The 23,341-nt window shown below is 62.0% G+C and carries 20 protein-coding genes; 11 read left to right on the forward strand and 9 right to left on the reverse strand.

Annotated features, from left to right (window positions below; genetic code table 11):
• Positions 1 to 12: 12 nt before the first annotated feature.
• The 8 genes from NN662_RS05685 to NN662_RS05720 all read right to left on the reverse strand — a co-directional run bounded on the left by NN662_RS05685 (position 13) and on the right by NN662_RS05720 (position 8,288).
• On the reverse strand, positions 13 to 678 hold the full coding sequence (locus NN662_RS05685; RefSeq protein WP_261929334.1) for an HAD family hydrolase: 666 nt from the start codon (positions 676 to 678) through the stop codon (positions 13 to 15).
• Positions 679 to 711: 33 nt separating this feature from the next.
• Positions 712 to 2,202 (reverse strand): mannitol dehydrogenase family protein, encoded by a 1,491-nt coding sequence (locus tag NN662_RS05690; RefSeq protein WP_261929335.1) that lies wholly within the window; start codon positions 2,200 to 2,202, stop codon positions 712 to 714.
• Positions 2,203 to 2,255: 53 nt separating this feature from the next.
• Positions 2,256 to 3,032, reverse strand: a complete 777-nt coding sequence (locus NN662_RS05695) for an L-iditol 2-dehydrogenase (protein ID WP_261929336.1) — start codon at positions 3,030 to 3,032, stop codon at positions 2,256 to 2,258.
• The gene (locus tag NN662_RS05700; RefSeq protein ID WP_261929337.1) at positions 3,029 to 4,027 is read right to left on the reverse strand and encodes an ABC transporter ATP-binding protein; all 999 of its coding nucleotides are present in this window, start codon (positions 4,025 to 4,027) and stop codon (positions 3,029 to 3,031) included. The genes NN662_RS05695 and NN662_RS05700 overlap by 4 nt, the downstream gene beginning before the upstream one ends.
• 12 nt (positions 4,028 to 4,039) lie before the next feature.
• Complete coding sequence (locus NN662_RS05705) at positions 4,040 to 4,870, reverse strand: carbohydrate ABC transporter permease (protein WP_261929338.1); 831 nt, start codon at positions 4,868 to 4,870, stop codon at positions 4,040 to 4,042.
• Positions 4,871 to 4,874: 4 nt separating this feature from the next.
• Entirely contained in the window at positions 4,875 to 5,747 is an 873-nt protein-coding gene (locus NN662_RS05710) for a carbohydrate ABC transporter permease (RefSeq protein ID WP_261929339.1), read from the reverse strand.
• Between the two features lie 133 nt (positions 5,748 to 5,880).
• A complete protein-coding gene (locus NN662_RS05715; RefSeq protein WP_261929340.1) occupies positions 5,881 to 7,191 on the reverse strand; it encodes an ABC transporter substrate-binding protein in 1,311 nt (436 codons plus the stop codon).
• A gap of 143 nt (positions 7,192 to 7,334) precedes the next feature.
• Complete coding sequence (locus tag NN662_RS05720) at positions 7,335 to 8,288, reverse strand: sugar-binding transcriptional regulator (RefSeq protein ID WP_261929341.1); 954 nt, start codon at positions 8,286 to 8,288, stop codon at positions 7,335 to 7,337.
• A 228-nt stretch (positions 8,289 to 8,516) separates the two neighbouring features.
• On the opposite strand from NN662_RS05720, the gene NN662_RS05725 reads away from it, so the two are divergent.
• Both NN662_RS05725 and NN662_RS05730 read left to right on the forward strand, forming a co-directional pair.
• Entirely contained in the window at positions 8,517 to 9,158 is a 642-nt protein-coding gene (locus NN662_RS05725) for a TerC family protein (RefSeq protein WP_261929342.1), read from the forward strand.
• A 237-nt stretch (positions 9,159 to 9,395) separates the two neighbouring features.
• Positions 9,396 to 9,896, forward strand: a complete 501-nt coding sequence (locus tag NN662_RS05730; RefSeq protein WP_261929343.1) for a hypothetical protein — start codon at positions 9,396 to 9,398, stop codon at positions 9,894 to 9,896.
• A 5-nt stretch (positions 9,897 to 9,901) separates the two neighbouring features.
• Here the strand turns inward: NN662_RS05730 and NN662_RS05735 are convergent, their stop codons facing one another.
• Positions 9,902 to 10,873 (reverse strand): LysR family transcriptional regulator, encoded by a 972-nt coding sequence (locus NN662_RS05735; RefSeq protein ID WP_261929344.1) that lies wholly within the window; start codon positions 10,871 to 10,873, stop codon positions 9,902 to 9,904.
• 176 nt (positions 10,874 to 11,049) lie between these two features.
• On the opposite strand from NN662_RS05735, the gene chvE reads away from it, so the two are divergent.
• The 9 genes from chvE to NN662_RS05780 all read left to right on the forward strand — a co-directional run bounded on the left by chvE (position 11,050) and on the right by NN662_RS05780 (position 23,341).
• Entirely contained in the window at positions 11,050 to 12,120 is a 1,071-nt protein-coding gene (chvE, locus tag NN662_RS05740) for a multiple monosaccharide ABC transporter substrate-binding protein (RefSeq protein ID WP_261929345.1), read from the forward strand.
• An 81-nt stretch (positions 12,121 to 12,201) separates the two neighbouring features.
• Positions 12,202 to 13,791, forward strand: coding sequence for a multiple monosaccharide ABC transporter ATP-binding protein (gene mmsA / locus NN662_RS05745; protein ID WP_410010906.1), 1,590 nt, complete (start codon positions 12,202 to 12,204; stop codon positions 13,789 to 13,791).
• Between the two features lies 1 nt (position 13,792).
• The gene (gene mmsB / locus NN662_RS05750) at positions 13,793 to 14,998 is read left to right on the forward strand and encodes a multiple monosaccharide ABC transporter permease (protein ID WP_261929347.1); all 1,206 of its coding nucleotides are present in this window, start codon (positions 13,793 to 13,795) and stop codon (positions 14,996 to 14,998) included.
• A 16-nt stretch (positions 14,999 to 15,014) separates the two neighbouring features.
• Positions 15,015 to 15,980, forward strand: a complete 966-nt coding sequence (araD1, locus tag NN662_RS05755; RefSeq protein WP_261929348.1) for an AraD1 family protein — start codon at positions 15,015 to 15,017, stop codon at positions 15,978 to 15,980.
• An 11-nt stretch (positions 15,981 to 15,991) separates the two neighbouring features.
• Entirely contained in the window at positions 15,992 to 17,737 is a 1,746-nt protein-coding gene (gene araD, locus NN662_RS05760) for an L-arabinonate dehydratase (protein ID WP_261929349.1), read from the forward strand.
• 15 nt (positions 17,738 to 17,752) lie between these two features.
• Positions 17,753 to 18,679 carry a Gfo/Idh/MocA family protein gene (locus NN662_RS05765; protein ID WP_261929350.1) on the forward strand — a complete coding sequence of 309 codons (927 nt, stop codon included), beginning with the start codon at positions 17,753 to 17,755 and terminating at the stop codon, positions 18,677 to 18,679.
• A 191-nt stretch (positions 18,680 to 18,870) separates the two neighbouring features.
• Positions 18,871 to 21,339: a PAS domain-containing sensor histidine kinase gene (locus NN662_RS05770; protein WP_261929351.1), complete on the forward strand. Its 2,469-nt coding sequence runs from the start codon at positions 18,871 to 18,873 to the stop codon at positions 21,337 to 21,339.
• Positions 21,320 to 21,751, forward strand: coding sequence for a response regulator (locus NN662_RS05775; RefSeq protein ID WP_261929352.1), 432 nt, complete (start codon positions 21,320 to 21,322; stop codon positions 21,749 to 21,751). The genes NN662_RS05770 and NN662_RS05775 overlap by 20 nt, the downstream gene beginning before the upstream one ends.
• A complete protein-coding gene (locus NN662_RS05780; protein ID WP_261929353.1) occupies positions 21,752 to 23,341 on the forward strand; it encodes a response regulator in 1,590 nt (529 codons plus the stop codon).

Below are 23,341 nucleotides of genomic sequence, written 5' to 3' on the forward strand. Positions count from 1 at the left end.
TGTTCCTCTCCCTTATTTTTTCGAGAGAAGGTGTATCAAATCGTCCATTCGGTCAAATGTGACGTCGGGCGCGAGCTGTTCAATCTGCTGTCGATAGGATTGGCGTTGGCCGTGGGTGGCGCCGACGAAGGCGAAGACCTTCATGCCGGCGGCCTTGGCGGCCTTGATGCCGGCCGGACTGTCTTCGATCACGATGCAGTCCCTGGGCTCGACGTTCATTTTCTCGGCGGCGTAGAAGAAGAGATCGGGCGCCGGCTTGCCGTTCTTGACCATGCTGGCGGAAAAGATGTTCGGCTCGAAGAAATCGATGAGGCCGGTCACCGTCAGCGACAGGCGGATGCGCTCCGGCTGGCTCGAGGAGGCGACGCAGTGGGGGGCATCGAGTGCCGCCAGCGTCGCCTTGATCCCTTCCACCGGCTCCAGTTCCTCGCGAAACCGCTCGTAGAGGGCGACCCGCATACGATCGAGAAAGGCGGAACCCGCAACGATCTCGAACTGGGTCTTGAGCGTTTCGACGACACTCGACAGGCTGCGGCCGAGGAAGAGGTCGAAGGCCTCTTCCTTGCTGATCGTCCCGCCCGCCTTGCGGATCGCGTCGACCAGCACGTCGACGGAGATCGGTTCGCTGTCGACTAGCACGCCGTCGCAATCGAAGATGATGAGTTCGCCGCTTTCCATGGCCGTGGAGCTAACCGTTGAGCACAGGCGGCGTCAATCGCCGGCGTGGAGCCGGCCGGCGATATAGTCCTCCAGCGTCTTGCGCGTGCCATTCTTCCACAGGTGATTGAGCGCATTGGCGAAACGCTTGCGGAAGACATCCGAGCGGCCGACATCGCCGAAGATGTCGTCGAGTGCCAGGAACGCCATCGGATCGCTTTTTGCGGCAACCGCCGCCTTGTGCAGCCGATCGGCGCTTTCGTCGTTGAAGACGATTTCCTTGCCGCTGTCGCTCGTGCCTGCGAAATAGCGGCACCAGAGCGCCGAGACGAGGGCGAGGCCCGTGACGTCCAGTCCCTGACGCAGCCGGTCGGCGGTCGACGGCAGGATGAACTTCGGCTGGCGGTTGGAACCGTCCTGGGCCAGCCGCGGAATGGTGTCGCCAATCTTCGGATTGGAGAAGCGGCGATCGATCAGGTCGTAATAGGCGTTGAGATCGGTATCCGGAACCGGCGGCACGATCGGGATGATCTCTTCCTTCTCGAGTTTTTCCAGGAACTGGCGGATCAATGGCTCTTCCATCGCCTCATGGACGAAATGGATGTCGAGGAGCGCGCCCGGATAGGCGATCGCCGCATGGCCGCCGTTGAGGATGCGGATCTTCATCAGCTCATAGGGAGCGACGTCATCGACAAAGGTCACGCCGACGGTCTCCAGGGCAGGGCGTCCGGCCGGGAACTTGTCTTCGAGCACCCATTGCTTGAATTCCTCGCAGAAGACCGGCCAGCCATCCTCGATGCCGAACGTGTCGCGCAGATAGGAAATTTCGCGATCGCCGGTCGCCGGCGTGATGCGGTCGACCATGGAATTCGGGAAGGCGACGTTCTCGTGGATCCAGTGGGCGAAATCCGGGTCGGAGAGTTTCGCAAGTCCGTGGACGGCGGCTTCCGTCACTTCGCCGTTGCCGGGAATGTTGTCGCACGACATGACCGTGAAGGGGGCGATGCCGGCGGCGCGGCGCTTCTTCAGACCGGCGACGATCATGCCGAACACGGTTTTCGGGTCGTCGGGGTTGCGACCGTCCGCGGCGATTGCCGGATGATCCGGGTTGAACTTGCCGGAGGCCGGATCGATAAAATAGCCGCCCTCGGTGATGGTCATGGAGACGATGCGGATTGCCGGGTCGGCGAGCTTGTCGATGATCTTGCCGAGATCCGGCGCGGTCATGATGTCGATCATCGGTCCAGTCACGCGGGCGGCGGTGACATTGATGTCCTGCTCGACGACGGTCGTCAGGTAATCCTGTGCGGCGAGCTTTTCCTTCATGCGCTGGTCCGACGGCATGACGCCGGCGCCGATGATCGCCCAGTCGTGATCACGACCCGAATTGAATAGGTCATCGAGATAGATCGCCTGATGCGCGCGGTGGAAGTTGCCGACGCCGAAATGCAGGATGCCGGCGCTCAAGTCTTCGCGCTTGTAGGCGGGAACGGCTGCTTTCGAGGCGATCTCGTCCAGCGACGAGAGGGAGAGTTTGGTCGTCATGTTCGCGCATCCTTGCTGCGGCTGTCGCTGTCTGTCCGTGCTTGCCACGGAATTCAGCTCATCCAGTTGCCGCCGTCGACGTTGTAGGTCTGGGCGACGATGTAGTCCGCCTCCTTGGAGGCGAGGAAAATGGCCATGCCGGTGAGGTCTTCCGCCCGGCCCATGCGGCCGAACGGCACTTCGGCGCCGACGAGCCGCTTCTTTTCGCCAAGCGGCCGGTTTTCGTATTTGGCAAACAGGGCGTCGACACCATCCCAGTGCTCGCCGTCGACGACACCGGGGGCGATCGCGTTGACGTTGATGCCGTGCTTGATCAGGTCGAGCCCGGCCGACTGGGTGAGTGAAATGACGGCCGCCTTGGTGGCGCAGTAGACCGCAACCAGCGCTTCGCCGCGCCGGCCGGCCTGGCTCGCCATGTTGATGATCTTGCCGCCCTTGCCGCGCCTGATCATCGATTTCGCCGCCGCCTGCATGGTGAAGAGTGCGCCGGCGACGTTGATCGAGAACAGCGTGTCATAGCTCTTGCGGGTGATCTCGACGATCGGGGCGAGATCGAAAAGGGCCGCGTTGTTGATCAGGATGTCGATGCCGCCGGTCTTTTCCTCGACCGCGGCGATCGCCGCGTCGATGGAGGCCTGCGAGGTCACGTCCATTTCGACGGCATAGGCATTCGGGCCGATCTCGGTCGCCGTCTGCCTTGCCCGTTCGAGGTTGATGTCGGCGATGGCGACGGTCGCGCCTTCCCGCACATAGGCTTCCGCGAAGGCGCGGCCGATGCCGCGCGCCGATCCGGTGATCAGCGCCGATTTTCCTTCAAGCCGTCCGCTCATATCGCCTGTCCCTTGTCGTCGAAGCGATGGATGCGGTTTGCGTCCGGCGTCATGAACACCGTGTCGCCATGCTTGACCGGAAACTCGCCGTCGGCACGGACGGTGATGAGGCCGATGCCGTCGACCTGGACGTGCAGGAACGTGTCGGAGCCGAGGTGTTCGGACACCGTCACCTTGCCGCGCCATTCGCCACTCTCGGTCGACAGCGTGATGTGTTCCGGCCGGGTGCCGATCGTATGGGCGCCCTTGGCCTTGGCATAGTCGCCGGTCACGAAGTTCATCTTCGGCGAGCCGATGAAGCCGGCGACGAAGAGGTTCTTCGGGCTGCGGTACAGGTCGAGCGGCGAGCCGACCTGCTCGATGTTGCCCTTGTTGAGGACGACGATCTTGTCGGCCATGGTCATCGCCTCGACCTGGTCATGGGTGACGTAGACCATGGTGGTGCCGAGCGTCTGGTGCAGCTCGGAAATTTCCAGGCGCATGTTGACGCGCAGCGCCGCATCGAGGTTCGACAGCGGTTCGTCGAAGAGGAAGGCCGCCGGCTCGCGGACGATGGCGCGGCCGATGGCGACGCGCTGGCGCTGGCCGCCGGAGAGCTGGCCGGGCCGGCGCTCCAGATAGTCGGTGAGGTTCAGAACCTTCGCCGCGTCGCGCACCTTGCGGTCGATTTCCGCCTTATCCATGTCCGCCATCTTCAGCGGGAAGGCGATGTTCTTGTAGACGCTCATATGCGGATAGAGCGCATAGGACTGGAACACCATTGCGAGACCGCGCTGGGCGGGACCCTTGGCGGTGGCGTCCTGTCCGTCGATGATGATCTTGCCGCCGGACACGTCTTCCAGTCCGGCGATCAGCCGCAGAAGCGTGGACTTGCCGCAGCCCGACGGGCCGACGAAGACGACGAACTCGCCGTCATTGATTTCGAGATCGATCGAAGGGATGACCTTCAGTTCGCCGAAGACCTTCGAAACCTGCTTGAGTGAAATGCTGCCCATAGTCGTCGTTCCTTATTTCACCGCGCCAAAGGTCAGGCCGCGAACGAGTTGTTTCTGCGAGAACCAGCCAAGGATGAGGATCGGTGCGATCGCCATCGTGGAGGCGGCGGAAAGCTTGGCGTAGAAGAGGCCTTCGGGGCTCGAATAGGAGGCGATGAAGGCGGTGAGCGGGGCGGCCTTGGAGGCCGTCAGGTTCAGGGTCCAGAAGGCTTCGTTCCACGCCAGGATGATGTTGAGGAGCAGCGTGGAGGCGATGCCCGGCACGGCCATCGGCGTCAGGACGTAGACGATTTCCTTGGCGAGCGATGCGCCGTCCATGCGGGCCGCCTCGAGGATCTCGCCCGGGATTTCCTTGAAGTAGGTGTAGAGCATCCAGACGATGATCGGCAGGTTGATGAGGGTGAGCACGACGACCAGGCCGATCCGCGTGTCGAGGAGACCCGAGTTGCGGAAGATCAGGTAGATCGGGATGAGCGCGCCGACGGGCGGCATCATCTTGGTCGACAGCATCCACATCAGCACGTCCTTGGTCCGCTTGGTCGGCGAGAAGGCCATCGCCCATGCGGACGGAATGGCGATCAGCAGACCGAGCAGCGTCGAGCCCACGGAAATGGTGACCGAGTTGAAGAAGTGCAGGAAGTAGTTCGAGCGGCTCTGCACTTCGGCATAGTTTTCCGTCGTCCAGTGGAAGAAGAGGAAGGACGGCGGCGAGGCGATCGCTTCGGCTTCGGTCTTGAAGCTGGTCAGGATCGTCCAGAGGATCGGGAAGAAGATCAGGAGACCGAGAGCCCAGACGATCACGGTCATGACCAGCTTGCGCTGCAGTGTGACTTGGCGTGCCATTGTCTCAGCTCTCCAGGTTCTTGCCGATCATGCGCATCAGGAAGATGGCAACGATGTTGGCGAGGATGACGGCGACGATGCCGCCTGCGGAAGCTCCGCCAATGTCGAACTGCAGAAGGGCCTGAGCGTAGACGAGATAGGTGATGTTGGTGCTCTGGTAGCCCGGGCCGCCATTGGTGGTGACGAGGATTTCGGCGAAGACCGAAAGCAGGAAGATGGTCTGGATAAGGATGACCACGGTGATGGCGCGCGACATGTGCGGCAGCACGATGTAGATGAAGCGCGAGATCGGGCCGGCGCCGTCCATCTCGGAGGCTTCCTTCTGCTCCTCGTCCAGCGACTGCAGGGCGGTCAGCAGGATGAGGGTCGAGAAGGGCAGCCACTGCCAGGCAACGATGATGATGATCGAGGTCAGCGGTGCGCTGGCGAGCCAGTCGATCGGCTGCATGCCGAACAGCTTGGCGACCCAGGCGAAGAGCCCGTTGACCGGGTTCATGAACATGTTCTTCCAGACCAGCGCCGAGACCGTCGGCATGACGAAGAACGGCGCGATCACCAGGATGCGCACGATGCCCTGGCCGAACACCGGCTGGTCGAGCAGAAGCGCGAAGCCGATGCCGCCGAGAATGGTGATCAGAAGAACGCCGACGACCAGCAGAAGCGTGTTGGTGAGAGCGGCGAAGAAGGCCGGATCGGTCAGAAAGTACTGATAGTTCAGAAAGCCGATCCATTCCTCCGTCCCCGGCATCAACAGATTGTAGCGCAGGAAGGAGAAGTAGATCGTCATTGCCAGCGGCACGATCATCCATGCCAGCAGCAGGAGAACGGAGGGTGCCATCATCAGCCGTGCGGCTGACCGTGTCTGTAGCGTCGCCATGGCAGTTGCCCTTTCGACCGACCTTGATTTTCGAAGAGAAAAGAAAAAGGGCCGCAGAGCGCTATCCGCGTGATCGGCGGCCCAAGTGGCCACCGGGTTCAAGCTTACCCGGTGGCTAGCACTGTGGAGGATCCTACTTGATGTAGCCTGCCTTGGTCATTTCGCGCTCGGTAAGCTGCTGGGCGCTCTGCAGGGCCTGGTCAACACTGACCTGGCCGGCGAGAGCCGCCGAGAACTGCTGGCCGACTGCGGTACCGATGCCCTGGAATTCCGGGATCGCCACGAACTGGACGCCCGTATAGGGGACCGGCTTGACCGTCGGATGGGCCGGATCGGCCGCGTTGATCGACTCGAGGGTCATCTTCGCGAACGGAGCGGCTTCCTGGTACTTCGGGTTGTCATAGAGAGACTTGCGGGTACCCGGGGGTACGTTCGCCCAGCCTTCCTTTTCCGCGACCAGTTCGGTGTAGTGCTTGGAGGTTGCCCAGGCGACGAACTTTTCGGCGGCTTCAGCCTTCTTGGTGCCGGCGGGAATGCCGAGCGACCAGGCCCAGAGCCAGTTGCCGCGCTTGCCGAGGCCCTTGTCCGGAGCGAGCGCAAAACCGACCTTGTCGGCAACCGTCGAGTCCTTCGGGTTGGTGACGAAGGAAGCGGCAACGGTCGCGTCGATCCACATGCCGCACTTGCCGGTCTGGAAGAGGGCGAGGTTCTCGTTGAAGCCGTTCGAGGATGCGCCGGGCGGTCCGGCGTCGTTCATCAGCTTGACGTAGAAGTCGAGCGTGTCCTTCCATTCCGGCTGGTCGAACTGGGGCTTCCAGTTTTCGTCGAACCAGCGGGCGCCGAAGGAATTGGACATGGCCGTCAGGAACGCCATGTTTTCACCCCAGCCGGCCTTGCCGCGAAGGCAGATGCCGTACACTTCATTGGCCTTGTCGGTCATCTTGCGAGCCGCGTCGGCAATGAAGTCCCAGGTCGGGGCGTCGGGCATGGTGAGCCCGGCCTTTTCCATCAGGTCCTTGCGGTACATGACCATGGAGCTTTCGCCGTAGAACGGTGCAGCATAGAGCTTGTCGTCAACGGTCAGGCCCGAACGAATGGCGGGAAGCAGGTCGTCGACATCATAGTCGGCGCCAAGGTTGTTGAGCGGCAGAAGCCAGCCCTGCTTGGCCCAGATCGGAACTTCATAGGTGCCGATCGTCATGATGTCGTACTGGCCGCCCTTGGTGGCGACGTCGGTGGTGACCTTCTGGCGAAGAACGTTTTCTTCCAGCGTGACCCATTCGAGGTCGATGTCCGGATTGTCCTTCTTGAAGTCGTCCGTCAGCTTCTGCATCCGGATCATGTCGCCGTTGTTGACGGTCGCGATGGTGAGGGTTTCTGCGGATGCCATGCTGGCAAACGCAATTGCTGAGCAGCAGCCCAGCAAAATGGTCTTCAATGTCATGTCTTCCTCCCAGAAGAGAAATGAGCATTCGCTTTGCTCGTGGGCAATTACTCATTAAATGCGACAAAGAGTCAATCGGGCAAATGTGCTGCGCTGCCGAAAAGACCGTCTAGGTAAATGATTTCATTGTGAAAAATATTTGCTCAACGCTTGAGCAGAAAATCAGCGGTGTCTTCGTCGGTGATGATGCCGTTGATCTGGCGGCCGAGCAGTGCGGCTCGAATCGCGGCATTCTTGCGCTTGCCCTTGGCGACGCCGATGACGGTCGCGGTCTCTCGCGAGGGGATCGGAAGACTGGCGACGCGGTCGTTGATCGGATGGTCGAGGAGGGCGCCGTTCTGGTCGAAAATCCAGCCGCAAATCTCGCCGGCGGCCCCGGCTTCCTCAAGTTCGCCGATTTCCTCGCGTTTCAGGAAGCCATCGACGCAGAGCGGGGCTTCGGGGCCCATTTCACCGATCCCGAGGAAACAGACGTCGGCCTTGGCGCCGAGCGCCATGGTGGTCTGGATGAGCGCCTGGTCGTGCAGCAGGTCGCGTTCCTCGCGCGAATTGACATGGACGGGCAGGGGCATGGGGAAATGCCGTCCCTTGATCGCATCGGCCATCGAAAAGATGACGTTGTAGTAGGCCGCAGATCCGTCGGGCCCGACATTGCCGGTGATCGAGACGATGCGGTGGTCGGGGCATTCCATCGGCGGCAACTGGTCAACTGCCGCTTTGAGCGTTCGGCCGGTGCCGACGGCCATGATGACCGGCGTTTCGCGTCGCAGCCAGCGTTCGATCTCCGCGGCCGCGGCTTCGGCGATGCCGGTGATCGTGGAGGCGGAGCCCGGATCGCTCGGCACGATCTCGCAATGCCTGAGGTCGAACTTTTCCTTCAACGCGGCGGCGCGTTCCAGACAGTCGGCGATCGGATGGTCGAGCCGCATCTTCACCAACCGTTCGGAAACGGCGAGGGAGACGAGGCGCTGGGCGGATTGCCGGGAAATGCCCATGATCGAGGCGATCTCGTCCTGGGTGCGACCGGCGACGTAATAGAGCCAGCCCGCCCTTGCGGCGTCGTCCAGCCGCCCCGATGCGCCCGTCCTTCTGGCCATGATGTCTCCCCGATGGATATTCCTTCTCGTCGGCGCAATGTCTTGCAAATGACGGCAAACGTCCAGCCCGGTTTTCCCGCACGTGATGCGTTTGGGTGTCGCTAGGCCGGTAAAACGCAATAAGTTTCAGCTAGGTCGGCATTTTCCTTGATCTCGCCACGGTGGCAATCTAGCCGTGGAGACCGGAAGCAGATTCCTGCTCGCCGCCTTCCTCCAGCCGGTCATTTCATGGACTTCTCACTGACACATCTCTTCGATGCAGCCGCGGTCGGGACCTTCCTGCAGGTCGTCATGATCGATCTTGTGCTGGCGGGCGACAATGCCGTCGTCGTCGGCATGGCGGCGGCCGGTCTCTCGAAGAAGGACCGTCGCAAGGCGATCGCGGTCGGTATCCTGATCGCCACGGCGCTGCGCATCATCTTCGCGGTCGCTGCGAGCTGGCTGCTGGCGATCATCGGCCTGCTTCTGGCCGGCGGCATCCTGCTTCTCTGGGTGTGCTGGAAGATGTGGCGTGAGTTGAAGCAGGGTGCGCCGGATGAGACCGCTGACGCTGCAGAGTCCGGTGCCAGCAATATCGGCATTCCCGGCAAGACCCTTGCCCAGGCGACCTGGCAGATCGTCGTCGCGGACGTCTCCATGTCGCTCGACAATGTGCTGGCCGTTGCCGGTGCCGCGCACGAACATCCGACCGTCCTCGTCTTCGGTCTTGCCCTCTCCGTCGTGCTGATGGGCATTGCCGCATCGCTGATCGCGGCCTTGCTCAACCGGCACCGCTGGATCGCCTATATCGGCTTGGCGATCATCCTGTTCGTCGCACTCGAGATGATCTATCGCGGGGTCGTAGAGGTGGCGCAGGTCGTGCCCGTCTGACGCCATCGCATGGCAAGGCTGGTCAGCGACCGTCCACAAGGTGTCTCAAAGCAATACGCTCGCTTGCCTTCTAGCATCAGGCCTTGAAGATAGAATAGCTAAAATTCTAGTGAATTCGTTTGCCGGTTGTTCATGGGAAAAACTGGCAATTGTCAATTTATGCATTCGAACCCTCTAAAATAATATATACTTTTAGATGCTTACGTTTTGATACTGCAATCAAAAGGAGGTGCCGTCATGCGTAACATCCTCAAGGCAACACCACTCGTCCTTCGTGTCGCGGCGATTGCCGCATTTGCTTCAACCACCGCAGTCGCGGCCGATCTCGGCATCAGCGTTTCGCTGGGCGGCTCGACGTCGGCGAATGTCGGCGCGTCCATCGGCGGCGGATCCGGCATCAGTGCGAACGCCGATGCCAATGTCGGTGGCACCAGCGCCAATGTCGATGCCTCCGTCGGCGGCGGTAGCGGGATCAACGCGAATGTCAATGTCGGAAGCGGCGGTCTCGGGGTGGATGCCGACGTCGGGATTGGCGGTGGTTCGGGCGGCAATTCCGGGTCGGGATCGGGCTCTGGCTCCTCGTCGGGTGACAAGGGCTATAGGGTGCTGATTTCGGACATGTCATCCGGCCAGGCGGCCGTCTATCGCAAGCGCTGCGTCGGCATCCTTGCCCAGCCCGCGGCCTATGACAGGGACCTGGTCGGCCTCTGTCGCGCCTTGAAATCCTTCAAGCGTTAAATCCCTCAGATGAGTCCCGGCATGTTCGGGTCCGCAGCAACGATCGGCGAGGCGGCTTTCAACTGCTCCTGCAGCAGGGAGCGCAGCCGGCTCGCCAACGGCGACAGTCGCCGCGTCTTCAGGGAGATCAGGTAGTAGGGCGAGACGAATATGGGCGGGATGTTCAGCGTCGTCAGGCCGGACGTCGCGTTGTCGTTGCAGATCAACTCGCTCACCTCGCTCGCCATGGGCGCAATCGCGTTCGAGGCCTGCATGGCCGCGATCATCACCAAGAGCGACATCGTGTTCGTGACGTTCGTCGGCGGCTGGGCGCCGCCGGTGATGAACGCTTCCTCGACCGCCTTCCTGATCGGTGTTCCGACGCTCTGCATCACCCATTCGAAGCTCGCCAGCCTTTCGTAGGTCAGTTGCGCCTCGAATTCGAGCGGATGGCCACGGCGGACGACGAACTCGATACGTTCGGCGCGGGCCGGGGCGAGGTTGAAATCGCGAATGTCCGACGTTGGCGGAACGCGGCCGAGAATGAGGTCGAAGGTTCCAGCCGTCAGGTCCCGCACCAGCTGGTCGCTTGGGGCCACCTCGACGTGGATTTCCGCCTTTGGCGAAAGCTGCCGCAGCTTCTTGATTGCCGGCACGACGTATCCGATCGCTCCGCCCGTGACCGCGCCGACCCTCACCGTGCCGCCGACGCCGCGGCGGAAATCCTCGACTTCCGCAGAGGTTTCGCCAAGCTCCGTCAATACGTTGTGGGCACGGCGCGCCAGCAGGCGCCCGGCATCCGTCGGCGTCATGCCCTTCGGGTGGCGCTCGAACAGCGTCATGCCCACGATCTTCTCGATTTCCGACAGCATGCGGGACGCCGCCGGCTGGGTCATGGCGAGCAGCCTTGCCGCGTGACTGATCTGGCCGGACTGCGCCACGGCCGCGACCAGCTGCAGGTGAATGAGTTTGAGACGGAGTGCCGCTTTGCTGAACATCGAACTTCAATATACCAATTCTGGCATGTTGTAAGCGGAAATAATTATTTGCTTGGTATGGCAAGACTCAATAGGGTCGCTGCCGGATCGCTGGGATCCTGATATAGAGCTCCGCAGAGATGGTTGGTCCGGTGACGGATCGAATGGTCTGCGGTTGTTGTCTGGGAGGACATCATATGAAAAGAATCGCAACTCTCGTTGCGTCGATTGCACTCGGCGTGTCGATGTTTGCCGCTCCGTCGTTTGCGGGCGACAAGGGCCTCGTCGGCATTGCAATGCCGACCAAGTCTTCGACCCGCTGGATTTCGGACGGCGAAAGCATGGTCAAGAGCTTCCAGGAGCTCGGCTACGACACCGACCTGCAGTTCGGCGAAGACGATATCCCGAACCAGCTCGCCCAGATCGAGAACATGGTCACCAAGGGCGCCAAGGTTCTGGTCATCGGCGCCATCGACGGCACGACGCTGTCCGACATTCTCGCTCAGGCACATGAGCAGGGCGTCAAGGTCTTCGCTTACGACCGCCTGATCCGCAACTCGCCGAACGTCGACTACTATGCGACCTTCGACAACTTCAAGGTTGGCGTTCTGCAGGCAGAATCGCTCGTCAAGGGCCTGAAGGAACGCTTCCCGGACACCAAGCCGTGGAACGTCGAACTGTTCGGCGGTTCGCCGGACGACAACAACGCCTTCTTCTTCTATGACGGCGCGATGAGCGTTCTGCAGCCGATGATCGACTCGGGTGACATCGTCATTCCGTCGGGCCAGATGGGCATGGACGTCGTCGGTACGCTGCGTTGGGACGGTGCGGTCGCTCAGGCTCGCATGGACAACCTGCTGTCGGCCAACTACACCGACAAGAAGGTCAACGCCGTCCTGTCGCCTTACGACGGTCTGTCGCGCGGCATCATCTCCTCGCTCAAGGGCGTTGGCTATGATCCGGCCGGCAAGGACTTCCCGATCGTTTCCGGTCAGGACGCCGAACTTGCGTCCGTCAAGGGCATGATCGCCGGCGAGCAGTACTCGACCGTGTTCAAGGACACCCGCGAACTGGCTGCCACCACTGCCAAGATGGTTGATGCCGTCATGCAGGGCAAGGAGCCGGAAGTGAACGACACCAAGACCTACGACAACGGTGCCAAGGTCGTTCCGTCGAACCTGCTGACGCCTTATGTCGTCTACAAGGACGACATCACCAAGGTTCTGGTCGGTTCCGGCTACTACACGCAGGACCAGATCGACAACTAAGTCGATTTTCACGAGGAGGGTCCGGTGTTGCCGGGCCCTCTTTCCATACGTCGTTTGAAATGGCCTGCCTGCGCTCGACGCATGCATGGCCGGCCCGGTTCACCAGGACCGGCCGGACAAAAAGGCTCCGGGGTTAGATACATGCAGCCCATCCTAGAAATGCGCAACATCACCAAGACGTTTCCCGGCGTGAAAGCGCTGACGGACGTCAACCTGACGGTGATGCCTGCCGAAATTCATGCCGTCGTCGGCGAAAACGGCGCGGGTAAGTCGACGCTGATGAAAGTGCTCAGCGGCGTCTATCCGCACGGAGAATACACCGGCGAGATCCGCTTCGAAGGCAAGCCGGTGGCGTTCTCCGGCATTCCCGACAGCGAAGAGCTCGGCATCATCATCATCCACCAGGAACTGGCCCTGGTGCCGCTCCTGTCGATTGCCGAAAACATCTTTCTCGGCCACGAGACCGCCAAGTTCGGCGTCATCAACTGGCTCGAAGCCTACAAGCGTACCAAGGAACTTCTCAAGAAGGTCGGCCTCAACGAGAACCCCGATACGCTGATTACCAATCTGGGTACCGGCAAGCAGCAGCTTGTCGAGATTGCCAAGGCACTGAACAAGAAGGTCAAGCTCCTGATCCTCGACGAACCGACGTCGAGCTTGAACGAGCGCGATTCCGACGCGCTGCTGGCGCTTCTGACCGAGTTCAAGTCGCAGGGCATTTCCTCGATCCTGATCACCCACAAGCTCAACGAGGTGACCAAGGTCGCCGACCGCATCACGGTCATCCGCGACGGCTCGACCGTCGACATGATGGACTGTTCCGACGGCACGGTCGACGAAGACCGCATCATCAAGGCGATGGTCGGCCGTGAACTGACCGACCGCTATCCGCAGCGTCATGCCACGATCGGCGAGCCGCTGCTCGAGGTGAAGAACTGGACGGTGTTCCACCCGCAGCATGCGGAGCGGAAGGTCATCAAGGGCATCGATCTCAACGTGCGCGCCGGCGAAGTGGTCGGTATTGCCGGTCTCATGGGGGCAGGGCGCACCGAATTCGCGATGTCTCTGTTCGGCCGCTCCTGGGGGCAGAAGATTTCCGGCGACGTGACGATCCACGGCAAGCCGGCAGACGTCTCCAGCATTCCGCGCGCCATGAAGGCCGGGCTCGCCTACGTGACCGAGGACCGCAAGACCTACGGTCTGGTGCTCATCGACCACATCAAGCACAACGTCACGCTGGCGAACCTGAAGAACGTCGCGAGCCGGGGCGTCATCGACGACATCCGCGAACTGCAAGTGGCCACGAACTACCGGCGCGATCTCGCGATCCGTTCGTCCGGCGTCTACCAGAAGACGGTCAACCTTTCGGGTGGCAACCAGCAGAAGGTGGTGCTCTCCAAGTGGCTGTTTTCGGGTCCGGATGTCCTGATCCTCGACGAGCCCACCCGCGGTATCGACGTCGGTGCGAAATATGAAATCTATGGCATCATCAACAAGCTGGCCGAGGCCGGCAAGGCGGTGATCGTCATCTCGTCCGAAATGCCGGAACTGCTCGGCATGTCGGACCGGATCTATGTGATGAACGAAGGCCGCTTCGTCGGCGAGATGCCCGCTGCAGAAGCCTCCCAGGAGGCGATCATGCGCGCGATTATGAAATCATGGGAGAATTGAAATGACCGAGGCTGCCGAGACAACCCGGGAAAAGGTGGACCTTGCCCACTACATCAAGGCGAACATCCGCGACTACGCGCTGCTGATTTCGCTTCTGGTCATCATGGTGTTCTTCCAGTTCAACACCAACGGCACGCTGTTCATGCCGGTGAACATGACGAACATCATCCTGCAGAACAGCTACATCGTCATCATGGCGCTGGGCATGCTGCTGATCATCGTCGCCGGTCACATCGACCTGTCGGTCGGCTCCGTGTCCGGCTTCATCGGCGCGCTCGCCGCCGTGCTGATCGTGCAATGGAAGGTCGACGTCTTCGTCGCCGGCGCGATCTGTATCGCCGTCGGTGGCCTGATCGGCGCCAGCCAGGGATATCTGACCGCCTATTTCCGCATCCCGGCCTTCATCGTGACGCTGGCGGGCATGCTGATCTACAAGGGTCTTGCGCTTGCCGTCCTCGGCGGTGCGTCCGTCGGTCCGTTCCCGAAGGAGTTCCAGCTGCTGTCGTCGGGCTATGTGCCGGACGTCTTCTCGCTCACGCTGTTTGGCCAGCCCTTCAACACGCTGGCCCTCTTGCTCGGCGCGATCGTCACGGCGATCATCATCTGGTCGAACATGAAGGAACGCAGTGCGCAGATGGCGCACGGCGTTGCTGAAGAGCCGCATGGCATCTTCATCGCCCGCAACATCCTGATCGCCGTCGGCTTCCTCGGCTTTACCTTCCTGATGGCGCGCTACAAGGGTCTTCCCAACGTGCTGATCGTGATGTTCGCGCTGATCGCGCTCTTCACCTTCGTGACCACCCGCACCACGTTCGGCCGCCGCATCTACGCCATGGGCGGCAACGAGAAGGCGGCAAAGCTGTCGGGCATCAACACCGAACGCCTGACGCTGCTGACGTTCACGATCATGGGCGCGCTGGCAGCACTTGCCGGTCTCATCTTCGCGGCTCGCCTGAACGTGGCGACACCGAAGGCCGGCCTCGGCTTCGAACTGGACGTTATCGCGGCCTGCTTCATCGGCGGCGCGGCGACGACCGGCGGCGTCGGCAAGGTGGTGGGTGCCGTCATCGGTGCCTTCATCATGGGCGTCATGAACAACGGCATGTCGATCATGGGTATCGGCATCGACTGGCAGCAGGTCATCAAGGGTGCCGTGCTGCTGCTCGCCGTAGTCTTCGACGTCTACAACAAGAACAAAGCTAGCTAGGGTTAGGAACCGAACCATGCATCTGTCGCAACTGAAGTCCGGCGGCGTCATCTGCCGCCGGGGCGAGGATTCTCGTCTCGTGAACGGCGCCAAGAGCGTCTATCATCTTGCTCAGGCCGCCATCGCTTCCGGCAAGACGCTTGCCGGTCTGGTCGACCAGTACGGGCTCGGCGACAGTGTCGACCTGATGCAGCTGGCGGACCAGGGCGCACTCGACTGCCCCGTCCGTCATCCGGATCCGGCGCACATGTTCCTGACCGGCACCGGCCTGACCCATACGGGTTCCGCGTCGGCCCGCGACGCCATGCATGCGGATACGGCCGGCATGAGTGACTCGATGAAGATGTTCCGCATGGGCATCGAGGGTGGCAAGCCGAAGCCGGGTGAAGAAGGCGTGCAGCCGGAGTGGTTCTACAAGGGCACCGGCGTCAACGCCATCGGCCCGGGCGAGCCGCTCGTCTCGCCGTCGTTCGCGCTCGATGGCGGCGAAGAGCCGGAAATCGCCGGCTTCTACGTCATCGGCGAAGACGGCACGCCGTTCCGCCTCGGTTTCACGATCTCGAACGAGTTTTCCGATCACGTCACCGAGCGGATCAACTACCTGTTCCTGGCGCATTCGAAGCTGCGTCCGGCGTCCTTCGGCCCGGAACTGCTGGTCGGCCCGTTGCCGGACGACATTCGCGGTTTCTCGCGCATTCGCCGCAACGGCGAGATCATCTGGGAAAAGCCGTTCCTGTCCGGCGAGGCGAACATGTCCCACACTATCGCCAATCTTGAGCATCATCACTTCAAGTACGGCCTGTTCCGTCAGCCCGGCGACCTGCATGTCCACATGTTCGGCACGGCGACGCTGTCCTTTGCCGACGGCATCCGCACGGAGGCCGGCGACGTCTTCGAAATCGGCGCACCCGATTTCGGCCTGACCCTTAAAAATCCGCTCGCCGGCAGCGACAAGCTGTCGACAGCCGTCACTGCTCTTTGAGGAGAAAGACAATGGCTGCTTTCAAACCTGCCCAATGGCCCCGCAAGCTTCGATCCCAGGAATGGTTCGGCGGCTCGGGCCGCGACCAGATCTATCACCGCGGCTGGATGAAGAACCAGGGCCTGCCGCACCACCTGTTCGACGGCCGTCCGGTCATCGGCATCCTGAATACCTGGTCGGAACTGACCCCCTGCAACGCGCATCTGCGTGATCTCGCCGAGCGGGTGAAGCATGGCATCTACGAGGCCGGCGGCTTCCCCGTCGAAGTGCCGGTGTTCTCGGCCTCGGAAAGCGCCTTCCGCCCGACGGCGATGATGTTCCGCAACCTTGCGGCGCTGTCGGTGGAGGAAGCCATCCGCGGGCAACCGATGGACGGCGTCGTCCTCCTGGTCGGCTGCGACAAGACCACGCCGTCGCTGCTGATGGGGGCCGCCAGCTGCGACCTCCCGGCGATCATGGTCTCCGGCGGCCCGATGCTGAACGGCTATTTCCGCGGCGAGCGCGTCGGCTCCGGCACGCATCTGTGGAAATTCTCCGAAGCCGTGAAGGCGGGCGAGATGACGGCAGCCGAATTCGCCGAGGCCGAAGCCTCGATGTCGCGTTCGCCGGGTTCGTGCAACACCATGGGCACGGCGTCGACGATGGCCTCGATGATGGAATCGCTCGGCATGGCGCTCTCCGGCAATGCGGCGATCCCCGCCGTCGACAGCCGCCGCCGCGTCATGGCCTTCATGTCCGGCCGCCGCATCGTGCAGATGGTCAAGGACGACCTGAAGCCGTCCGACATCCTGAAGAAGGAAAACTTCGAAAACGCCATCCGCACCAATGGTGCGATCGGCGGCTCCACCAATGCGGTGATCCACCTGCTGGCGATCGCCGGCCGCGTCGGCGTCGACCTGACGCTCGATGACTGGGATCGTTGCGGCAAGGACGTCTCGACGATCGTCAACCTGATGCCGTCCGGCAAGTACCTGATGGAAGAGTTCTTCTATGCGGGTGGTCTGCCGGTGGTCATCAAGCGTCTCGGCGAGGCGGGTCTCCTGCACAAGGACGCGCTGACCGTTTCCGGCGGTTCGATCTGGGAAGAGGTCAAGGACGTCGTCAATTACAATGAAGACGTCATCCTGCCGGCCGACAAGCCGCTCACCGCTCACGGCGGCATCGCCGTCCTGCGCGGCAACCTCGCTCCGAACGGCGCCGTTCTGAAGCCGTCGGCAGCCTCGCCGCATCTCCTGAAGCACCGCGGCCGGGCCGTCGTCTTCGAAGACATCGACGACTACAAGCGCAAGATCAACGACGACGCTCTCGACATCGACGAGACCTGCGTCATGGTCCTGAAGAACTGCGGTCCGAAGGGCTATCCGGGCATGGCCGAGGTCGGCAACATGGGTCTTCCGCCGAAGGTCCTGAAGAAGGGCATTACCGACATGGTCCGCATCTCGGATGCGCGCATGTCCGGCACCGCCTACGGTACCGTCGTGCTGCACACATCGCCGGAAGCGGCCGCCGGCGGTCCGCTGGCCGTTGTTCGCGACGGCGACATGATCGAGCTCGACGTCGAAGGCCGTCGCCTGCACCTCGATATCTCCGAAGAGGAACTGGCCGCCCGTCTCGCCGACTGGCGTCCGACCGTCGACATGCCGCCGTCCGGCTATGCCTGGCTGCACCACAATCACGTGCAGGGTGCCGATACCGGGGCCGACCTCGACTTCCTCAAGGGATGCCGCGGCGCACCGGTCGGCAAGGACTCGCACTAAGGGGAGACGCAAGACATGAGCAAGACACCGATTGCGGTCGTCGGCATCGGCAAGATCGCCCGCGACCAGCATCTGCCCTCGATCTCCCGTTCGCCATCCTTCGAGATGGCGGCGGCGGTCAGCCGCAATGCGAGCGTCGACGGGGTACCGTATTACGCATCGCTTGAGGCATACCTGCCGGAGAGCGGCGATATTCCGGCGATCGCCTTCTGCACGCCGCCGAGCGGCCGCTACGACATGGCGTCGGCGGCGATCGCGGCCGGCAAGCATGTGCTGATCGAGAAGCCGCCGGGCGCTACGCTCGGCGAGGTGGAGGCGCTGGCGGCGCAGGCTGCCGCCAAGGGCGTCGTGCTGTTTGCCACCTGGCATTCGCGTTTCGCGGCTGCCGTCGCGCCTGCCAAGGCCTGGCTCAAGGGCAAGACCATCAAGCGGGCGGAGATCATCTGGAAGGAAGATGTCCGCCGCTGGCATCCGGGCCAGGCCTGGATCTGGGAGCCGGGTGGTTTCGGCGTGTTCGATCCGGGCATCAACGCCTTGTCGATCCTGACCGAGATCATGCCGGACGAGGTCTATGTCACCGACGCATCGCTTGACGTGCCGGAGAACTGCCAGACCCCGATCGCCGCCAGCGTGAAGATGCGCGGCGAGGCCGGTTATCCGATCGCCATGGAGCTCGACTGGCTGCAGACAGGTCCGCAGACCTGGGACATCACCGTCGAAACCGACAGTGGAACGCTGAAGCTGTCTATGGGCGGCAGCGTCATGTCGATTGACGGCAAGCCCGTCTCGGAAGCCCCGGACACCGAGTATGACGAAATCTATCGTCGGTTCGCGGAGCTTATCGCCAGGGGCGAGAGCGATGTGGACGTCCGTCCGCAGCGTCTCGTCGGCGATTGCTTCTTCCTCGGCAAGCGCAACCTCGTCGAGGCATTCCACGATTGAGGAAAGGCTGCCCGGTTGCCAACGGGCGATGCCGGAATAGGATAGGAATATCAGGGCGCGAATCGTGTGGCGGGATTCGCGTCTTTTCGACTTGAGACGGTGGGGGCGTTTCCAGGGACGGCATGCCCCATCCTGACGAAAGGGTGTTGATGTATCGGAGGCAGCTAGCCCGGCCCTCTGCAGTTCTCGCCATGATCGCGGCCGTGCTCGGCGTGGTCGTCATGGCCGGCTGGCTGACGCAGGATGCAGGCCTCGTGACGGTCTATCCCGGCTTGCCATCCATGGGCTTCAACACGGCACTCTGTTTCATCCTGTTCGGTTTCGCCCTGCTGATGGCCACGTTCGAGGCCAACAGATCGCGCGCCGTCGTGCTTGTCCCCGCGGTGCTGGTGGTGGTGATATCGGGCCTTCGGTTGTCGGAGATTCTGACAGGCCTGCCGAGCGGCTGGGGACAGCTGCTCCTCTCCCTGTTCGTACCGCGCACGTTCATCGATCTCGTCGGTGGCGGCATGGGCCCGAATACCTCCCTGTCCTTCCTCATAGGGGCGGGCGCGCTGATCTTCGACGGATTGCCAGTCAGCAACCGTTACCGGCACGTCGTTCTGGAATTCGCCGGCCTTGCCATGCTTGCGCTGGGCTTCGTCTCGCTGTCGGGCTACGCAACGACGCTGGAAACGGCCTATCGCTGGAGCCCTGTTGCCGGCATGGCGCTTCATACCTCTTTGGGCATGGTCATCATCGGTGCCAGCATCGTGCTGCGCGACCAGCGGATGGGCCTGTTCGAATCTGACCGTGTGCCTTTGTGGGTGCCCGGCTTCCTCTGCATCTTCGCGCTGCTCTTCGACCTTTACACGCCGCTCGGCGTCGCCGCTGGCATTCTTTACGTGCCGCTGGTTGCCTGCGCGTTCTGGTTCAGCGACCGCCCCGCGCCGTTCTTCTTTGCTATCGTCTGCACGCTTTTGATCGGCATCGGCTATTTTGCCTCGGTCGACGAAGGGGTGGCCTTCTGGAAGGTGATGACCAATCGCGTGCTGTCTGTTGGCACGATCTGGATCGTCGCCGTCTTGGTATACTGGTTCCGTAAGACGTCCCTGCAGCTTGCCGAGGAACAGGTGCGCTTTGGCGCGCTGGTTCGGTCGACGCCTGATGGCGTGATCAGCATCGACGAGCGTGGCACCGTCCGCAGCTTCAATCCGGCGGCTGAGGCGATGTTCGGCTTCAAGGCGAGCCACGTGATCGGGCGCAACATCAAGATGCTGATGCCGGAGCCCTATCACAGCGAGCATGACGGTTATCTCAACCGTCATATGAGGACCGGCGAACGGCGGATCATCGGCACAAACCGGGAAGTCTCGGGCCTGCGCAGCGACGGCAGCACCTTTCCGCTCGATCTGTCGGTCAGCGCTGTGGAAACGGGCGCTGAGAAGACCTTCGTCGGCATCGTGCGCGACATCACCGAGCGCAGGCGGCAAGAGGACGAACTGCGCACTGCACTTGCCAACCTCAATGAGCGCGAGCAGCGTCTGAGCGCCGTTCTGCGCACGGCGGTCGACGGCATCATCGCGATCGACGAAAACTACCTCGTCCGCCATTTCAACCCGGCTGCCGAACGCATTTTCGGATATCGTTCGGACGAGGTGCTCGGCAAGAACGTCAACATGCTGATGCCCGAGCCCTACCATACCGCCCACGACGGTTATGTCTCCGCTTACATGCAGACGGGCGAGAAGAAGATCATCGGCGTCGGCCGCGAGGTGCAGGGCAAGCGCAAGGACGGCAGCGTCTTCCCGCTCGACCTTGCCGTCAGCGAAGTGCCGCTCGGCGGCGGTGAACGGGCCTTTGTCGGCATGGTACGCGACATTTCCGACCGCAAGCGGCAGGAGGAGCAGCTGACAAGCACGCTTGGCCAGCTTGAAGTCTATGCCGCGGATCTGGAGCGCTCCAACCAGGAACTCGACGATTTTGCCTACATCGCCTCCCACGATCTGAAGGAACCTCTGCGCGGCCTGCACAATCATTCGCGCTTCCTGCAGGAGGATTACGAGGAGCTTCTCGACGACGACGGCAAGCGGCGGATCAACCGGCTGATCTTCCTCTCCCAGCGAATGGAGCGTTTGGTCAACGACCTTCTCTATTTCTCGCGGATCGGCCGGCAGGAGCTTGCCGTGAAGCCCACCGACATGAGGATGCTCGTGCAGGATGTGGTCTCGACGCTCGAGGATTTCCTGCAGGAGCGTGGCGCAAAGGTCGAGATCTCGGCCGACCTGCCTGTCTATACCTGCGATTCCGTGCGTGTCGCTGAAGCCTTCCGCAACCTCATCACCAACGCTGTCAAATACAACGACAAGCAGGACAAGCGGGTGGAAGTCGGGTTCCTGCCGCGCTACAACGACGCCTCGGGCCGAAATGCCAGCGCGGTCTTCTACGTCCGCGACAACGGCAAGGGTATTGCGCCGGAGTTCTTCTCCGACGTGTTCCGCATCTTCAAACGGCTCGAGAAGCGTGACGACGGCGACGAGGGTACGGGTTCGGGCCTGACCTTCGTCAAGAAGATCGTCGGCCGCCATCACGGCGACATCTGGCTGACCTCGGAAATCGGGGTCGGTACGACATTCTATTTTACACTGGGGAGTGATGCGCATGAACAAGCCGCAGCATGACGTTCAGCCGATCCTGATGGTCGAGGACAGCGAAGACGACTTCGAAGCGACGATGCGCGCCTTCCGCAGGGCCAATCTCCGCAATCCGATCCTGCGGGCGGCCTCCGGCGACGAGGCGATCGAACTCCTGGACAACGCCAAGCACAAGCCGGGGCTCATCCTGCTCGATCTCAACATGCCGGGCATGGATGGCCGGCAGTTGCTGACGGTCCTCAAGCAGCGCGAGGATACCCGCAAGACGCCGGTGGTGATCCTGACCACCTCGGATGACGAGCGGGACGTGGATGCCTGCTACCAGCTCGGCGCCAATACCTACATCCAGAAGCCCGTGAACCTCGACGGACTGTTTGCCGCCATCCAGCGGCTGAAGGAATACTGGTTCGAGATCGCGATCCTGCCGAGGGAGGACTAGGTGCCGGAGAAAAGCACGATCCTCATCGTCGATGACAGTTACGATGACCGCGACATGTACAAGCGCTTCATCCGCCGGGGCATCGGCTCCGGTGCGGTGATCCTTGAGGCGGGCAATGGCGAGGAGGCGCTGCGGCTGCAAGCCGAGAAGAAGCCGACCTGCATCCTGCTCGATTACTCCCTGCCGGGCCGCAACGGACTCGTGGTGCTGCAGGATATCCTGAAGGCGGACCCGCATGCGGCGGTCATCATGCTCACGGGACAGGGCAATGAAGCCGTCGCCGTCGAAGTCATGAAGGCGGGCGCGAAGGACTATCTCATCAAGGATACGGTGACGGCGGATTCCCTGCAGCGCTGCATTTACAGCGCGATCGACAGGGCGCGGCTCGAAAGCCTTGTCGAACAAAAGCGTCAGTCGCTGGAGATCTTCACCCGCGCCATGGCGCACGACCTCAAGGAGCCGGTGCGTGCCATCCGCTCCTTTGCCGGCATCGTTGCCGAATCGCCAGACCTGCCGGAGCAGGAGCGCGACATGATGAACTTCATCATCAAGGCGGGTGAGAACATGGAGAAGCTCATACAGAGCGTCTCCCACTACACGCAGCTCGATGCCTACGAACACCGCGACATGAAGATGGTATCGGTCGCGGAGGTCGTCGTGCGGGCCGAGGCGAGCCTCGGCCAGCAGATCCAGTCTTCGAACGCGATCGTCGAGACCGGCGAGGTGGCCAGTGTCTATGGCGACCAGACGCTGCTGGTGCAAGTGCTGCAGAACCTGATTCAGAACGCCATTCGATACTGCGACAAGCCCGAACCGCATATCCGCGTCTGGACCGAGGCGACGGAGACGCACAATCTCATTCATGTCCGCGACAATGGGCCGGGCATCGCCCCCGAATTTCATGCCCGGATTTTCGAACCCTTCAAGCGGCTGGTCGGACGCGATGTCGAAGGCAGCGGTCTCGGGCTCGCCTTTTGCAAGCGGATCGCCGAGATCCATGGCGGTACAATCCAGTGCACATCCGCATTGGGGCAGGGGACCACGTTCACCATCGCCCTGCCGAACCCCGACCCGGCGGTGCTCGACGGAGCGCCCGCGCCGCGCAGGCCGGTGGCGTCGCTGCCGGCGACCGGCTCGGATCCGGACATCCTGCGTCTCGCCAACGTCCTGCTGGTTGAAGACAATCCGGTCGACGTCACGCTGACCAAGATCAAGCTGATGAAGCGCGAGCAGGTGCATTTCAACCTGCACGTCGCCTCCAATGGTCGCGAGGCGATCACCCTTCTCGAAAAGCTGCTGGCCGAGCACGAAGTGCCGCCGATGGACCTTGTCCTGCTCGACATCAACATGCCGATCATGGACGGTTTCCAGGTGCTGGAGGTGTTGGGCAGCAACGAACGGTTGAGGCCTATCCCGGTCTGCATGCTGAGCACGTCAAGCGACGAGCGCGATATTCTTCGGGCCAAGGAACGCGGCGCGCAGGGCTACATGATCAAGCCGGCGACGATCTCGCAACTGCAGCAGGCCGTGCGCAACATTGCCACCCTCAAACTGGTGACACGGGAAAACGGCATACATCTTTGCGCGTGA

Origin of the sequence: Rhizobium sp. NRK18, from assembly GCF_024385575.1 — a bacterium.
In the GTDB taxonomy this organism is placed as follows: Bacteria; Pseudomonadota; Alphaproteobacteria; order Rhizobiales; family Rhizobiaceae; genus JANFMV01.

What these genes read in the sequence shown, in the direction of transcription:
- NN662_RS05730 (WP_261929343.1), top strand. Translation starts at nt 9,396, where the DNA reads ATGCGTAACATCCTCAAGGCAACACCACTCGTCCTTCGTGTCGCGGCG.
- NN662_RS05775 (WP_261929352.1), top strand. Translation starts at nt 21,320, where the DNA reads ATGAACAAGCCGCAGCATGACGTTCAGCCGATCCTGATGGTCGAGGAC.
- NN662_RS05720 (WP_261929341.1), bottom strand. Translation starts at nt 8,288, where the DNA reads ATGGCCAGAAGGACGGGCGCATCGGGGCGGCTGGACGACGCCGCAAGG.
- NN662_RS05735 (WP_261929344.1), bottom strand. Translation starts at nt 10,873, where the DNA reads ATGTTCAGCAAAGCGGCACTCCGTCTCAAACTCATTCACCTGCAGCTG.
- NN662_RS05685 (WP_261929334.1), bottom strand. Translation starts at nt 678, where the DNA reads ATGGAAAGCGGCGAACTCATCATCTTCGATTGCGACGGCGTGCTAGTC.
- NN662_RS05695 (WP_261929336.1), bottom strand. Translation starts at nt 3,032, where the DNA reads ATGAGCGGACGGCTTGAAGGAAAATCGGCGCTGATCACCGGATCGGCG.
- NN662_RS05715 (WP_261929340.1), bottom strand. Translation starts at nt 7,191, where the DNA reads ATGACATTGAAGACCATTTTGCTGGGCTGCTGCTCAGCAATTGCGTTT.
- mmsB (WP_261929347.1), top strand. Translation starts at nt 13,793, where the DNA reads ATGACCGAGGCTGCCGAGACAACCCGGGAAAAGGTGGACCTTGCCCAC.
- NN662_RS05770 (WP_261929351.1), top strand. Translation starts at nt 18,871, where the DNA reads ATGATCGCGGCCGTGCTCGGCGTGGTCGTCATGGCCGGCTGGCTGACG.
- NN662_RS05700 (WP_261929337.1), bottom strand. Translation starts at nt 4,027, where the DNA reads ATGGGCAGCATTTCACTCAAGCAGGTTTCGAAGGTCTTCGGCGAACTG.
- NN662_RS05765 (WP_261929350.1), top strand. Translation starts at nt 17,753, where the DNA reads ATGAGCAAGACACCGATTGCGGTCGTCGGCATCGGCAAGATCGCCCGC.
- NN662_RS05690 (WP_261929335.1), bottom strand. Translation starts at nt 2,202, where the DNA reads ATGACGACCAAACTCTCCCTCTCGTCGCTGGACGAGATCGCCTCGAAA.
- NN662_RS05705 (WP_261929338.1), bottom strand. Translation starts at nt 4,870, where the DNA reads ATGGCACGCCAAGTCACACTGCAGCGCAAGCTGGTCATGACCGTGATC.
- mmsA (WP_410010906.1), top strand. Translation starts at nt 12,202, where the DNA reads ATGCATGGCCGGCCCGGTTCACCAGGACCGGCCGGACAAAAAGGCTCC.
- NN662_RS05725 (WP_261929342.1), top strand. Translation starts at nt 8,517, where the DNA reads ATGGACTTCTCACTGACACATCTCTTCGATGCAGCCGCGGTCGGGACC.
- chvE (WP_261929345.1), top strand. Translation starts at nt 11,050, where the DNA reads ATGAAAAGAATCGCAACTCTCGTTGCGTCGATTGCACTCGGCGTGTCG.
- araD1 (WP_261929348.1), top strand. Translation starts at nt 15,015, where the DNA reads ATGCATCTGTCGCAACTGAAGTCCGGCGGCGTCATCTGCCGCCGGGGC.
- araD (WP_261929349.1), top strand. Translation starts at nt 15,992, where the DNA reads ATGGCTGCTTTCAAACCTGCCCAATGGCCCCGCAAGCTTCGATCCCAG.
- NN662_RS05710 (WP_261929339.1), bottom strand. Translation starts at nt 5,747, where the DNA reads ATGGCGACGCTACAGACACGGTCAGCCGCACGGCTGATGATGGCACCC.